The sequence below is a fragment of the Veillonella dispar genome (assembly GCF_937975875.1).
Taxonomy (GTDB): Bacteria; Bacillota; Negativicutes; order Veillonellales; family Veillonellaceae; genus Veillonella; species Veillonella dispar_B.
Genome location: NZ_CALJSP010000134.1, coordinates 24,369 through 39,108 on the forward strand (window position 1 = coordinate 24,369; position 14,740 = coordinate 39,108).

Here is a 14,740-nt window from a genome sequence, read left to right on the forward strand (position 1 = left end):
TTTGGATTATTAGTTATTAGTTAGCAATATATAGTTTTTAGTAATTTATCATTAGTTACTCTATTTAGTTCTTTGTAAATAATCTACGAACTACAGATTGCAATTTAGGTGTCAATACGATAGCTACCACAATACCAGCTGCACTTGTAATCAAAGAATATTGAATTTTACTTGCCGCTACTGCTGCACTTTCAAGAACAAACCACCATGCAAGGAAATAACCAAAGGCAGTCCAAATTGTGCCAATAATTAAAGCACTCAAAATACGTGTAAAGGATGCTGTTGGCTTTGTAATGGATGGTGGCAAATAGCCTGCTGTCATACCGCCAACAATAAGGCCCGCAATACCTTTAATAAAGAACGAGAATACAATATACTGTGTATGACCACCAAAAAGATCAAATAATGCGGAGCCAATCGCCGCTCCTAAACCACCATATAAACCACCAAATAGAATGGATGATGTAAATAATGCAGCAGATCCTAAGTGAACCATTGCACCACCCGGTATTTCGATGCGAATTGTTGTTGCTACTGCACATAAGGCAGCAATAAATCCGATATATACAATATCGCGCGTCTTTAATTTCATAATCTAGCTCCTCTCTTTTAGCTGAATAACTATATTTAGTATAACAAATCTCACTCTGTCTAAAAACACTAATTTCATAGGATTTAAATATATAGTCAGATTTAAAATAAAGCACCTATACCATGGTATAGGTGCTTTATAAACTTTAATCAACTCTATCAAATATTATATGTTATAAGATACAAATTAAATTAAATCTTAGCTCGTTTCAAACGAAGAGAGTTACCCACAACGGTTACAGAGCTAAATGCCATTGCTGTGCCTGCAATCATAGGATTTAATGCACCGATAGCAGCCAATGGAATACCAATGCAGTTAAAGATCAATGCCCAGAATAGATTTTGTTTAATATTTGTCATTGTCTTACGACTGAGGCGTACAGCTTGTACTAATGTATGCAAGTCATTTCTTACAAGAACAATATCTGCTGCTTCTACAGCAATATCAGTACCACTACCGATAGCAAAACCAATATCTGCAGTTACGAGAGCTGGCGCATCGTTGATACCGTCACCAACCATACCAACTACAAGGCCTTTATCTTGCAACTCTTTTACCTTGCTAGCCTTATCTTGAGGTAATACTTCTGCAATTACATGAGTGATACCTGCTTGTTTAGCAATATATTGGGCAGTACGACGATTATCACCTGTAAGCATCCACACATCAATACCTTGAGCATGTAATTCTTTTACAACATCAATTGTTTCTGGACGTAATTCATCTTCTACAGCCCATAATGCACTGATAACGCCATCTACAGCAAGAACGGATACAGATGCACCTTGTTCTTCATAGTGTAAAATATCATCTTGTACTGCACTTAAATCATAACCTAATTCAGACATCCATCGGCTATGGCCAAGTTGTACCGACACGCCTTGATAAGCGCCTTGCAAACCTTTACCAGGTACATCACCAAAGCTTTCAAGTTCTACAGCTTTACCTTTATAACCATGATCTTCGCCATAATAAACCATGGCCTTTGCAATTGGATGCGATGTACCACTTTCAAGGGCCATCATTAGGGACATATTTATACTTTCATCACCATTATAATTTTTGAAAGCCGTTACATCGAGAACACCTTGTGTAAGAGTGCCAGTTTTATCCATAACGATGGCATCGAGTTTACCAGCTTTTTCAAGATATTCTGCACTCTTGATGAGAACACCATGCTCCGCACCTAAGCCAGAGCCTACCATAATAGATGTTGGTGTAGCGAGACCAAGTGCACAAGGACAAGCGATAACAAGCACTGCTGTAGCATTAATGAGAGCTACATTAATAGAGTCACCCATAATGAAGTACCATACGAGGCCGGTCAAAACAGCAAGGCCAATAACGGCAGGCACAAAATATTGAGCAACAATATCTGCAATACGTTGAATGCTTGCTTTAGAGGTTTGCGCTTCCTCTACGACCTTGATGATTTGAGAGAGCATTGTATCAGAGCCGATACGTTTTGCTTCCATTGTGAAAGCACCGCTCAAGTTAATAGTCGCACCGATAACATCAGATCCCACTTGTTTTTCTACAGGCAAACTTTCACCGGTAAGCATAGCTTCATCTACAGTAGAATAGCCTTCAGTAATAGTACCATCTACTGGAATTTTTTCGCCTGCACGAACTTGTAAAATATCACCTGCTACAACCTTAGATGTAGGAATATCTACGAACTCACCGTCACGCAATACATGAGCTGTTGCTGGTTGCAAGGCAATCAATTTTTGAAGTGCTTCAGAGGTACGCCCCTTGGCAATTTCTTCTAAAAGTTTGCCAAGAAGAATGAATGTAATGAGCCAAGCTGAGGTTTCAAAGTAAATGCCATGAGGCCCAAGTTCTGGATGGAACTGCCAATTATAAATACTGAATAGATAAGCAACAGTCGTACCCATTACAACGAGAACATCCATGGTAAGGGCGCCATTCTTTACCGCACTCCACGCACTCTTATAGAACATAAGGCCAGGGCCGAACTGAGCAATGGTAGCAAGAATGAACTCTACCCATACTGGCAAGGCTTGAATGCCAAAACGATGTAATGTCATGTTAATCATCATCGGTACGGCCATACAAGCAGCAATGATAAGACGCGTAATATGAGGTTTTAAATTAACCTTTTCTATTTCTTGCTTCGTTTCATCTGCTTCTGCAGCGCAAAAACCAATATTCGTAATGGCATCGATAATTTGTTGTGGTTCTACAGTAGAACCATCTTTGTATTCTACGCTCCCCTTTCGAGTGAGTAGATTAACCTTTACAGATTCTACACCATCTATCTTTGAAACAACGTTTTCAACGCGCTTTACACAAGCAGCACAGTGCATACCTGTAATATCAAACTCTTGTTTCTTCTTACTCATCATATCACTTCTTTCTACTAGAATTTCAAAGATATATGTCCTATATATCTATATAAGTCATAAACTCATAGTATACATATCATACATCACTAACAGAATATTTTATAAACACGAATGATTTAATATATGAACACTTTTACATGAGTATTCATTCATACGTCTCTATTCCATAATAACATAAATTCTCATTACGTCAATATCCTACCAAATCTAGAGGGTTATTTCCTTTTTCTAGGGGAATTAGTCTCCTACTACCTATACATAGTATAAAAAAATAGATTATAATAAAGTGATGATGAATAAACATAAACTTTGATTCTAAAGGAGGTGAGTGTATGTGTGAATCAATAAGCCCTATAGTAGAATTCACTTCGGTAGCGAAGGAATTTCGCCATGAATATGTTGTGGAGAAATCACGTTTTATCACAACTGTATACCCTTGTTCTACAGAAGAGGAAGCGCAAGCTTTTATTAACCGCATCAACAAAGAATTCTGGGATGCCCGCCATAATTGTACTGCCTTTGCATTAGGCCCAAAGCAAGAGCAACAACGGTCTTCCGACAATGGTGAACCTTCTGGTACAGCAGGTAAACCTATGCTAGAAGTACTCAAAAAAACAGGTATTACCAATGTAGCGGTCGTAGTAACTCGTTATTTTGGAGGTATCAAATTAGGTGCAGGTGGTTTGATTCGTGCATACTCACACTCCGTTGCAGAAACCTTACGTCTTGCCCCTAAAGAACTACACACAACACGAACTCAGTTGCAGGCTACCATCGACTATTCCTTGTATGGAGCCATTGAAAGATATGTGCAAGATCAAAAATTACATTATGAAGCAAACTTTGGTGAGCATGTAGATATAACCATCTTAGTGCCACCTACTGATGTGGAGCGCATACAAAAAGAGCTCCAAGACATGAGTCATGGAGCTGCTACTTGTACTATATTAGATTCTATTGAAGTGGTACTACCGCTAGAACAATAATCTAACTGATACACACATAGTAATTAGTTTTCGCTATGAACTAAGCCACTTACGCCTTGAGCAAGTTCATGACGTTTTTCTGTAGTTAATGGATGAGGCCATACGCGTTCAAGTTGTTTTTTACGACTAACACCTGCATTATGTGCAGTCATTAATCTACGTGCTTCCCAGTTACGAATTGCTTTACTTAATGTTCTTTTTACTACGCCCATGATAGTACCTACTTTCTCAATCACTGTTATTATATTAAAAATTGTGATAAGGATAGAAAGTTTATTTTAAACACATTATTCTTTCTCTTTCCTTGATGAATATAGTATATACGCTATTTTATCAAATGTGAAATTACTGTTACTTAGTTCGTTATAATTTTTATTTATCTTATTTTGTGTATAATAGGGAGATTCTATGGATACATCTTACTACCACAATTTTATTACCCTCGTTCAAACGGGCAATATGACGCAGGCCGCAGAGATTCTTCATATTACACAACCAGCTTTAAGTAAACAATTAAAGTATTTAGAAGCTGAATTTGGAGCTCAACTCATCAATATCAAGCGCGGCCAACGAGGATCAAACTTACAACTAACTGATGCTGGTAAAATTTTCTATGAAAAAGCCCAACAACTATGCTCCATTGAAGAATCTACATATAATGCTGTACAACAGTTGAACTCACGTATTGAAGGTACGTTGCGAATCGCTACCTCTGCATCTCGCTCTACACCAATCGTGCAACAATATTTACCAGCCTTTTCCATGAAATACCCATCAGTTCACTTCGAAATCTACGAAGGACTAATGACTAATGTGGTCAATCAACTTATTAACGGTAATGCAGAGCTAGGAATTGCAAATATTCAAATGGTAGATACTGATAAATTTGATATCCTTCTCACCCAAGAGGAACACTTATATGCTATCTTCCGTCGTGATGTATTCTGGATAGGTCGTGAACATGATACCATCACATGGGATGATATCAAAAAGTGTCCATTATCCCTTTCTGGTGGATCTGTGCGAATGATTATGCAATCTAGTTTAACGGACATGGATCAACTGAATGCTGTTGCCATCACTACAACTAAGAGCTCTGCCATCGAATGGGCATCCTCTGGTAGAACTGTTTCTTTAGTTCCTATGGATGCAAAAGAGCTTATTAACCATCGTAAAATGGCCCGTATCAAGTTGCCAGAATTTTCAGGAGATTTTAAAAAAGCATTTATTACTCTCAAAGGGCATGCCTTATCCCCTGTAGCACAGCAATTTATTGATTTCTACAAAGCATATGTATAAGCCACACTATACTAATTCATATAGTATGGTATTTATAACTTATCGTATGAGATTTTGTACAGTTATGAACATTAATACAATACATACAAAAAGACCTAGTACATAATGTACTAGGTCTTCTTTTTACTATCCTTGATGGACAGCACCTACTATATCAGTAATGCTGTTAAGATTATATTGTTCCACATAATCGCCCATTTCTCGAGCAATACGAGAAATAGCTGTTGGGTCTACCATCGTAGCAACCCCAACTTGAACTGCTTGAGCACCAGCCATCATAAATTCAATAGCATCAGTACCAGTCATAATACCACCAAGGCCCATAATAGGAATATTAACGCCTTTATACACTTGGTGCACCATGCGAAGTGCTACTGGTTTTACAGCTGGACCAGATAAACCACCATAAATATTACCCAATACAGGTTTACGGCGATGGATATCTATGGCCATACCGAGAATGGTATTGATGAGACTGACCCCATCACCGCCACCAGCTTCTACAGCCTTTGCGATTTCCACAATATCGGTTACATTTGGTGAAAGTTTTACAATAACAGGCTTATCTGTTACCTTACGAACTGCTTTAGTTACTTGTTCTACTACCTTTGGATCTACACCAAAAGCCATACCTTCACAAGCAACATTTGGACAAGATACATTAACCTCTAGGCCCGCAATACCATCTACGGATAGAGTTTCTGCCATCCATGCAAATTCCTCTACCGTGCCAGCAGACATATTCGCTAACAATGGTACATCGTATTTCTTGAGGTCTGGCAAAATATCTGTTACAAAATGTTCTGCCCCAGGATTTTCAAGGCCAATACAGTTTAAGACACCAGACGGTGTTTCTGCGATACGAGTTCCTGGATTGCCATGACGACCTTTAGGTGTTAAACCTTTTACGGAAATAGCACCTACCTCATTACTAAGGTCTAAATAACCAGCATACTCAGGACCATTACCAAAGGTGCCAGATGCAGCAATAATAGGATTTTTCATCTTAATACCGCAGTAATCAACGGCAAGCTTTGGATTAGGCGTAACGGTGTTATTTAAATCGCGTTCACTCATTAAAAGAACACCTCCTCAGCTGGGAATACAGGACCATCTTTACAAACTTTGTAACGTTTGCCACCTGCACCATCACAAGCACAACCTAAACAACCACCAGTGCCACAGCCCATACGTTCTTCAAGAGATACTTGGCAAGGTACGTTGAGCTCTTTCGCTACTTGTGCCACACCTTTCATCATCGGTGTAGGACCGCAAGTCATAACAGATGTGAAAGTATTAGCATTAATCAGCTCAGGCATGATTGCTGTAGGGAACCCTTTCGTACCTACGCTACCATCATCAGTTGTGATGTGCACTTTAACAGACGTATCTTTGAATAGATCTGCCCAGAAGGTTTCGCTTTCATTTCTAAAACCAAGAATAACTTGTGCCTCTTCCCCTTCTTTCAAATGGGATGCGATACATAGCATTGGTGCAATGCCAACGCCACCGCCAACGAGAAGCATATTCTTAGATGTTACAAATGGTTCACCTAAAGGTCCTAAACAATCTAGTGTATCGCCAGGTACGAGACGTGTCATAATTTCAGTCCCCTTACCTACGACGCGATACAAAAGGGTAATAATACCCTTTTGTGCATCGAATCCAGCATAGCTAATAGGGCGACGCAATAACGGCGCCGTAGAGTCCGCTACGCGAACATTACAAAACTGTCCTACCTTTGCTTCTGCTGCTTGTTTTGGTGCGTGAATATCCATAATCCACACATCAGAGCCTATTTGCTCATTGCGAACGACTTCGCCCTGTTCTACATAGCCACTCATGGTTTTACTCCAATTCAAAATCTTGTAATGCTTCTACATTGTAGTTAGCATCATCTTTACGATTAGCTACAACGCGCAATACTTCACGAGCTGTATCAAGGCTTGTTAAGCATGGTGTACCCATTTCTACAGCGAGACGACGCAATTGGAAGCCTTCACGTTCTGGGCGTTTACCTGCAGTCAATGTGTTAAGTACAAGATCGACTTTATCTTGGCGAATGTGGTCAGCACAGTTGTCATCACCTTCAGAAATTTTGTTAACTACCTTGCAGTCAACGCCATGTTCTTTGAAGTATTTACCAGTACCACCAGTTGCTTCGATGTGATAGCCCAATTCGATGAAGCCTTTTGCCAATTGGCTAGCTTCCTCTTTATCGCGGTCTGCTACGGTCATAAGAATTGTACCATCTTCTGGGATACGCATATTGGCACCATTGATAGCTTTAAACAATGCTTCAGAATAAGTACGACCAATACCCATAACTTCACCAGTAGATTTCATTTCAGGTCCAAGAGCGATTTCTACAAGGCCCATTTTGGAGAAGGAGAATACAGGTGCTTTTACAGCTACATATGGTTTATTAGGCACAAGACCAAGTGGCAAGCCCAAATCTTTTAAGCTTTCACCAAGAGCAATGCGCGTTGCACATTCTACCATATTGATGCCTGTAACCTTAGAAATGAATGGTACAGTACGGCTAGAACGAGGGTTAACTTCGATTACGTTAAGTTCACCGTCAGCCACGATATATTGAATATTAAGTACACCTTTAACATTAAGGCCTACTGCAATACGACGTGTATAGTCCACAATTTGATCAATCAATTCTTGGCTCAAATGTTGAGCAGGATAAACGGCCATGGAGTCACCAGAGTGAACACCGGCGCGTTCGATTTGTTCCATAATACCAGGGATACATACGTCAGTACCATCGGAAATAGCGTCAACCTCTACCTCCATACCAACCATATAACGGTCGATAAGAACAGGATGTTCCTTGGATGCAACTACGGCTTCCTTCATGTATACATCAAGCTCTTTATCGTTGTATACGATTTCCATAGCACGGCCGCCCAATACATAAGAAGGACGTACAATCAATGGATATTTCAAGTTTTTAGCTGCTGCTTGTGCTTCTTCATCAGAGGTTACAAGCGCACCTACTGGACGTGGAATACCAAGTTTTGCCAACAATTCATCAAAGCGTTCACGATCTTCTGCCATATCGATGCTATCTACGGATGTACCAAGGATTTTTACACCGCGCTTAGCTAATGGACCTGCCAAGTTAATTGCTGTTTGACCACCAAACTGAGCAATAACGCCAGCTGGTTTTTCTTTATCGATAATTTCCATTACATCGTCCACTGTTAATGGTTCGAAGTACAAGGAATCAGAAATATCAAAGTCAGTAGACACTGTTTCTGGGTTATTGTTGATCATAATGGATTGGTAACCCACTTTACGAAGTGCCCAAGAGGAATGTACGGAGCAGTAGTCAAACTCTACGCCTTGACCGATACGAATCGGACCGGAACCAAGTACGACAACGGATTTTTCACCGAGTGGTTTAACTTCGTCTTCTTGTGCATAAGCACTGTAGTAGTACGGTGTTTTAGATTCGAATTCGGCAGCACATGTATCTACATATTTATATGTTGGAAGTATGTTCCATTCTTTACGTTTTGCACGAACTTCATCTACCGTTGTATTAGCATAACGAGCGATAACAGAATCAGTGAAGGAATAACGTTTTGCTTTGCGCAATACTTCTTCTGTTAAGCCATGTTCAGCCAATGCTTTTTCTACATTAACAATATTTTTAATTTTTTCAATAAAGAATGTATCAATTTTTGTAATGTAATGAATTTTCTCTACACTAATGCCCTTACGAAGTGCTTCTGCTACAACATAGATACGTTCATCATCTACTAAATGCAAACGTTCAATCAATTGTTCCATGGACTCATGAGAGATTTTCTTAAGCTCAATATGGTCTAAACCAATTTCCAAGGAACGAATTGCTTTAAGCAAGGAGCCTTCCAAGGAGCGGTCGATAGCCATAACTTCGCCAGTAGCCTTCATTTGAGTGCCCAATGTGCGGTCTGCCAAATTGAATTTTTCAAATGGCCAACGTGGGAACTTAGTTACTACATAGTCCAGAGTAGGCTCGAAGCATGCTTTTGTTTCGCCTGTTACAGCATTTGTAATTTGATCCAATGTCATGCCTACTGCAATTTTTGCAGCTACCTTCGCAATTGGATAACCAGTTGCTTTAGATGCTAATGCAGAGGAACGGGATACACGAGGGTTTACTTCGATAACGATATATTCATTGCTATTTGGATTCAAAGCGTATTGTACGTTACAACCACCTTCGATTTTCAAGTAACGAATGATTTCTACAGATGCAGTACGAAGCATTTGGTATTGAATATCGTTCAATGTTTGGCTAGGTGCTACAACGATGGAGTCACCAGTATGTACGCCTACAGGGTCGATATTTTCCATATTACATACGATGATACAGTTATCTGCACTATCGCGCATTACTTCGTATTCGATTTCTTTCCAGCCTGCTACAGAACGTTCTGCTAGGATTTGGTGAATTGGTGAAAGTTTCAAACCACGACGTGTGATTTCATACATTTCATCTTCGTTATGCGCAATACCGCCCCCAGTACCGCCCAATGTGTAAGCAGGACGGATGATGATAGGATAACCAATGCGATTAGCAAAGGCTACGGCTTCTTCAAGATCGTTAAAGATATCAGATTCAGGAACTGGTTGATTGATTTCCTTCATCGCTTCTTTGAAGAGCTCACGGTCTTCAGCTTGTTTAATAGCTTCCAGAGTTGTACCTAGAAGTTTTACACCGTATTCTTCTAATACGCCAGCTTCAGACAATTGTACGGCCATATTAAGACCTACTTGGCCACCCAATGTAGCCAATAAGCCCCAAGGACGTTCTTTTTTAATTACTTCTGTTACGAATTCAAGACTAATCGGTTCTACATATACGCGGTCTGCAATATCTGTATCGGTCATAATTGTAGCAGGATTGGAGTTAACCAATACTACTTTATAACCTTCTTCACGAAGGGAACGGCATGCTTGTGTACCAGCATAGTCAAACTCTGCAGCTTGGCCGATAATAATTGGACCAGAACCAATTACAAGTACTTTTTTTGCTTCTGTGGTCATATTATTTTCCCTTTCTCATTAAGTCTTCAAATTCGTCAAATAAATATAGATTATCAGTAGGTCCTGGGGATGCTTCTGGATGATATTGTACAGAGAAGATAGGTAATTCTTTATGACGCATACCTTCTACAGTACCATCATTTACACTGCGATGTGTAATTTCTACAAAGTCTGGCAAGGAAGTATCATCTACTGCATAGCCATGATTTTGAGATGTAATATATACGCGGCCTGTACGTAAATCTTGTACTGGATGGTTAGAGCCCCGGTGACCAAATTTTAATTTAAATGTTGTACCACCATAGGCTTGAGCCAATACTTGATGGCCCATGCAAATGCCGAAGATAGGCTTTTTACCGAATAATTTCTTTACTTCTTCTACAGCATAGCCAAGATCTTGAGGATCTCCAGGGCCGTTAGATAAGAATACACCATCTGGATTTGCTGCCAATACATCTTCAGCCTTAGCATCTGCAGGGAATACTGTTAGACGACAACCAGCTGCTTCTAAAGAGCGAAGGATATTTTCCTTTACACCATAGTCCATTACAGCTACATGGAACTCTGCATTTTTATCGCCACGCATACCTTGCCATTTTGTAGTTACACGCATAACTTGATCTGTTGGCAAGTCTTGTTTAAATAATTTTTGAATATCTTCCATAGGGTAATCAGAACGTACAAGTACGCCTTTCATTACGCCATGGTTACGAAGTACACGTGTAATAGCACGTGTATCTACATCATAAAGGCAAGGGATGCCGTGTAAACGAAGATACTCGCTAAATAAGCCTTCATTTTGCCAGTTAGATGGGAAATCACACAGTTCTCCTACGATAAAGCCTTTACAATATGGTTTAGGGCCTTGAGTAATAGCATTCAATGTACCATAATTACCGATCAAAGGATATGTTAATGTAATAATTTGATCCGCATAGGATGGATCAGTCAAGATTTCTTGATACCCTGTCATACCTGTGTTAAATACAACTTCGCCTACTGTTGGAGCGCCACCTAATAAGGAACCTTCAAACACGGAACCATCTTCAAGAACTAACTTGCCTTTCATTATAAGACTACGCCCTCCTTCATAACTACTTTGCCATCAACTACTGTGAGTTTGGCCTTACCTGTAACAGTCATACCATCAAATGGGCTGACTTTGCCTTTTGTATAGAATTTATTTCGATCTACTGTCCATTCTTCAGTTGTAGAGAATACAGTAATATCTGCTGGTTTACCAACTTCAAGAACACCTGCATCAAGACGCATTAATTCAGCTGGACGTGTACTCATATAGTACACAACTTGGTCAATGCTGAGTTTATCTGGACCATACGCATTGGTAATAACCGCTGCTAAAGATGTTTCGAGACCACTGAAACCATTAGGAGCACAGCAGAACTCATGGTCTTTTTCTTCATATGCATGCGGTGCATGGTCTGTAATAATTGCATCGATTGTGCCATCTTTCAAGCCTTCTAATAATGCTTGACGATGATCTTCGGAGCGAATTGGAGGAGCCATTTTAAACGCTGGATTGTATTCGCGTAAATATTCATCTGTGAAAGATAAATGTTGGCTTGTAACTTCACATGTTACATTAAGACCTTTTGCTTTTGCGCGACGAACCATGTCCACTGTATTTTTACTACTTACGTGTGCAATATGAATGTGACCGCCTGTCATTTCAGATAACAAAATATCACGAGCAACCGCTAAATCTTCAGCTACTGCAGGACGACCAATAACACCTAGTTCATAGGAAACGATACCTTCATGCATATGACCATTTTTAGTCAATGTAATATCTTCTGCATGGTCGATAACCATTTTATTAAACATGGAGGAGTATTCTAAGGCACGACGCATAAATGCAGCATTTTCTACATAATGGCCATCATCGGAGAAAGCTACTACACCAGCTTCAGCCATATCGCCCATTTCAGCAAGTTCCTTACCTTCTAGGCCTTTGGATACAGCACCAATAAATTCTACTTTCACAACGCCAGTGAGTTCAGCCTGTTTTTGTAAACCTCTTACAAGTGCAGCATTATCTACAACTGGGTTTGTATTAGCCATAGTGACTACACGTGTGAAACCACCAGCAGCAGCCGCTTGTGTACCAGAGTGGAAATCTTCTTTAGCTTCTTGGCCTGGTTCACGCAAATGTGTGTGAATATCGATAAGACCAGGTGCTACGATAAGACCTGTTGCATCATATACTTCAGCGCCTTCAGCACTTAAGTTTTGACCGATGGCTGCAATTTTACCATCTTTTACGAGAACGTCTGCTACTTCGTTTTGTTTTTTTGCCGGATTAACTACCGTACCATTTTTAATAAGCAAGCTCACTACCGTCACCTCCGATAATAGTTAAGTACAATACAGCCATACGTACAGCTACGCCATTACGTACCTGTTCTTGAATTACGGATTGATCAGAATATGCTACATCTGGTGCAATTTCAAGGCCACGGTTCATAGGACCTGGATGCATTACCATTACATCATCTTTAGCCAATTTCAATACATCATTGTTAATACCAAAGATACGTGCATATTCTCTATTTGTAGGATACAACGCAGAATGAATACGTTCTAATTGAATGCGAAGTACGTTAACCACATCTGCATCAGCCACTGCTTCACGAATATCGTGGTGTACGGTAACACCTAATTTTTCGAGCTCTGGATATACCATAGTACGAGGACCAGCCAAATGTACTTTAGCACCCATTTTAGTAAGGCCATAAATATTAGATCTTGCTACACGGCTATGCATAATATCGCCTAAGATAACAATTTTTAAGCCTTCAATAGATTCTTTTTTCTCTAAGATGGAATACATATCTAACAAAGCTTGTGTTGGATGTTCATGAGCACCATCACCAGCATTGATAATGATAGGATCTACTGCTTTTGTGGCATATAGAGGAGCCCCTTCTGCACTATGACGCATTACGATAGCATCTGTGCCCATATAGGACATAGTTAGCAAGGTATCGCGGAAGCTTTCACCTTTCCCCATGGAAGAACCGCTTGGAGAAAGATTAATAACGTCAGCCCCTAAATATTTACCGGCCAATTCAAAGGAACTACGGGTACGAGTACTAGGCTCCATAAAAAGGTTAATAATGGATTTCCCCTTTAAAAGTGGAACCTTCTTATCATCAGAAAGAACGATTTTCTTCATTTTCTTTGCCACATTCAAAATCAATTTGATTTCTTCAGGTGACACATTTTGCAAACCCAATAAATGTTTGCCTTTTAGGCTAACTTGTCCCATGATTTCCTCCTAACTCACGTAACAAAAAAGACCTTTTGCCCAGGGCAAAAGGTCAAATAGTTTGCACAAAGAAGCCCTTATGGGGGCGCTTCAACTATATTCCTTTCTCAGCCTCTCTGGACTAAATTAAAAGGTTTTGTACTATGCAATGGTCTCTCGTACCATAGGTGCATTTTCTTTATTTATTGTACTGAATCTGCCCTTGAAAGTCAATGTAAAAGCGAAAGTTCATAAGTATTTTAAAAAGAGGACAAGCCCAGTAAAGTGGCTTGTCCTCTCAATATTTAAGTAATTGTCAGAACCCAAGGAATCTATGATTAGACATTAATAGTTTCTATTATTACAATCGTACATTATCGATTCATAGGATACAGTTTTGGTGGATTTTGATCATCATTTTGTTGATCTTGCTGTGAACCATAAGGTGCTTGACCTTGTTGACCATTAGTCATTGGATTTTGTTGTACATATTGTTGATTTTGTTGAGGTTGACGTTGATCACGACGACGTGTATTTTGAGATGCAGTCGGTCTTGGTTTAGTCAATTCATCAATAGATACAGCATTCGGAATCGATACGGAAGGAGTATCTTCGTGGACGTCATCAAGTTCACTGAAGGAAGGTCCTGTCTTAGCTGCTTGGGCAGCCTTACGTTCTGCTTCAATTTGTTGACGTGCAAGCTCTGCACGACGACGAGCATTTTCTTGCTGATCTTTAACACGTTGAATTGCTTCAGCTCGTTCTTTTGCTTTACGTTCCACTTCAGCTTGTGCAAGTGCCTGTTGACGAGCTTCTTCTGCTTTGCGTTCCGCTTCTAAATGAGCTTGGTAACGTTCTTCAGCAATACGTTTTGCCTCTGCTGCTTGACGTTCAGCTTCTGCTCGTTCTGCAGCCAATCTAGCTTGTTCAGCCTTACGTGCCTCAGCAGCTATACGTGCTTCTTCTGCTTTACGCGCTTCTTCGGCTCGTCTAGCTTCTTCTATGCGACGCGCTTCCTCTGCTCTACGAGCCTCTTCTGCACGTTTTGCTTCGGCTGCGATTCGAGCTTCCTCAGCCTTACGAAGTTCTTCTGCCCGTTTTGCTTCAGCTGCGATTCGAGCTCAGACGATTGCTGTAAGATGCGAGTTGGTTAAGTGCATAGCCGAGATTTTTACCT

The 14,740-nt window shown here is 40.0% G+C and carries 12 protein-coding genes; 2 read left to right on the forward strand and 10 right to left on the reverse strand.

Features of this window, described 5'->3' with window-relative positions; translation table 11 throughout:
- Positions 1–64: 64 nt before the first annotated feature.
- Together Q7P05_RS06480 and Q7P05_RS06485 are read right to left on the reverse strand one after the other, a co-directional pair.
- Positions 65–592, reverse strand: a complete 528-nt coding sequence (locus tag Q7P05_RS06480; protein ID WP_005387332.1) for an ECF transporter S component — start codon at positions 590–592, stop codon at positions 65–67.
- A gap of 191 nt (positions 593–783) precedes the next feature.
- Entirely contained in the window at positions 784–2,958 is a 2,175-nt protein-coding gene (locus Q7P05_RS06485; protein WP_295793199.1) for a cation-translocating P-type ATPase, read from the reverse strand.
- A 335-nt stretch (positions 2,959–3,293) separates the two neighbouring features.
- On the opposite strand from Q7P05_RS06485, the gene Q7P05_RS06490 reads away from it, so the two are divergent.
- The gene (locus Q7P05_RS06490) at positions 3,294–3,947 is read left to right on the forward strand and encodes a YigZ family protein (protein ID WP_295231313.1); all 654 of its coding nucleotides are present in this window, start codon (positions 3,294–3,296) and stop codon (positions 3,945–3,947) included.
- Positions 3,948–3,970: 23 nt separating this feature from the next.
- Here Q7P05_RS06490 and Q7P05_RS06495 read toward each other — a convergent pair whose 3' ends face one another.
- On the reverse strand, positions 3,971–4,159 hold the full coding sequence (locus Q7P05_RS06495) for a hypothetical protein (RefSeq protein ID WP_227720963.1): 189 nt from the start codon (positions 4,157–4,159) through the stop codon (positions 3,971–3,973).
- Between the two features lie 196 nt (positions 4,160–4,355).
- Between Q7P05_RS06495 and Q7P05_RS06500 the strand changes: the two genes are divergently transcribed.
- A complete protein-coding gene (locus Q7P05_RS06500) occupies positions 4,356–5,246 on the forward strand; it encodes a LysR family transcriptional regulator (RefSeq protein ID WP_295231319.1) in 891 nt (296 codons plus the stop codon).
- A 126-nt stretch (positions 5,247–5,372) separates the two neighbouring features.
- On the opposite strand, the gene Q7P05_RS06505 is transcribed toward Q7P05_RS06500, so the two are convergent.
- The 7 genes from Q7P05_RS06505 to Q7P05_RS06535 all read right to left on the reverse strand — a co-directional run bounded on the left by Q7P05_RS06505 (position 5,373) and on the right by Q7P05_RS06535 (position 14,480).
- On the reverse strand, positions 5,373–6,323 hold the full coding sequence (locus tag Q7P05_RS06505; protein WP_105090316.1) for a dihydroorotate dehydrogenase: 951 nt from the start codon (positions 6,321–6,323) through the stop codon (positions 5,373–5,375).
- Entirely contained in the window at positions 6,323–7,090 is a 768-nt protein-coding gene (locus tag Q7P05_RS06510) for a dihydroorotate dehydrogenase electron transfer subunit (RefSeq protein ID WP_303931197.1), read from the reverse strand. The genes Q7P05_RS06505 and Q7P05_RS06510 overlap by 1 nt, the downstream gene beginning before the upstream one ends.
- A 4-nt stretch (positions 7,091–7,094) precedes the next feature.
- Entirely contained in the window at positions 7,095–10,295 is a 3,201-nt protein-coding gene (gene carB / locus Q7P05_RS06515; protein ID WP_303931199.1) for a carbamoyl-phosphate synthase large subunit, read from the reverse strand.
- 1 nt (position 10,296) lies between these two features.
- On the reverse strand, positions 10,297–11,364 hold the full coding sequence (carA, locus tag Q7P05_RS06520; RefSeq protein WP_005387324.1) for a glutamine-hydrolyzing carbamoyl-phosphate synthase small subunit: 1,068 nt from the start codon (positions 11,362–11,364) through the stop codon (positions 10,297–10,299).
- A complete protein-coding gene (locus Q7P05_RS06525) occupies positions 11,364–12,650 on the reverse strand; it encodes a dihydroorotase (protein ID WP_039969456.1) in 1,287 nt (428 codons plus the stop codon). Before Q7P05_RS06525 ends, carA begins: the two co-directional genes overlap by 1 nt.
- Positions 12,634–13,584: an aspartate carbamoyltransferase catalytic subunit gene (locus tag Q7P05_RS06530; RefSeq protein ID WP_105090313.1), complete on the reverse strand. Its 951-nt coding sequence runs from the start codon at positions 13,582–13,584 to the stop codon at positions 12,634–12,636. The genes Q7P05_RS06525 and Q7P05_RS06530 overlap by 17 nt, the downstream gene beginning before the upstream one ends.
- A gap of 353 nt (positions 13,585–13,937) precedes the next feature.
- Positions 13,938–14,480, reverse strand: coding sequence for a hypothetical protein (locus Q7P05_RS06535; RefSeq protein ID WP_303931201.1), 543 nt, complete (start codon positions 14,478–14,480; stop codon positions 13,938–13,940).
- Positions 14,481–14,740: the final 260 nt, after the last annotated feature.

What these genes read in the sequence shown, in the direction of transcription:
- Q7P05_RS06480 (WP_005387332.1), bottom strand. Translation starts at nt 592, where the DNA reads ATGAAATTAAAGACGCGCGATATTGTATATATCGGATTTATTGCTGCC.
- Q7P05_RS06485 (WP_295793199.1), bottom strand. Translation starts at nt 2,958, where the DNA reads ATGAGTAAGAAGAAACAAGAGTTTGATATTACAGGTATGCACTGTGCT.
- Q7P05_RS06490 (WP_295231313.1), top strand. Translation starts at nt 3,294, where the DNA reads ATGTGTGAATCAATAAGCCCTATAGTAGAATTCACTTCGGTAGCGAAG.
- Q7P05_RS06495 (WP_227720963.1), bottom strand. Translation starts at nt 4,159, where the DNA reads ATGGGCGTAGTAAAAAGAACATTAAGTAAAGCAATTCGTAACTGGGAA.
- Q7P05_RS06500 (WP_295231319.1), top strand. Translation starts at nt 4,356, where the DNA reads ATGGATACATCTTACTACCACAATTTTATTACCCTCGTTCAAACGGGC.
- Q7P05_RS06505 (WP_105090316.1), bottom strand. Translation starts at nt 6,323, where the DNA reads ATGAGTGAACGCGATTTAAATAACACCGTTACGCCTAATCCAAAGCTT.
- Q7P05_RS06510 (WP_303931197.1), bottom strand. Translation starts at nt 7,090, where the DNA reads ATGAGTGGCTATGTAGAACAGGGCGAAGTCGTTCGCAATGAGCAAATA.
- carB (WP_303931199.1), bottom strand. Translation starts at nt 10,295, where the DNA reads ATGACCACAGAAGCAAAAAAAGTACTTGTAATTGGTTCTGGTCCAATT.
- carA (WP_005387324.1), bottom strand. Translation starts at nt 11,364, where the DNA reads ATGAAAGGCAAGTTAGTTCTTGAAGATGGTTCCGTGTTTGAAGGTTCC.
- Q7P05_RS06530 (WP_105090313.1), bottom strand. Translation starts at nt 13,584, where the DNA reads ATGGGACAAGTTAGCCTAAAAGGCAAACATTTATTGGGTTTGCAAAAT.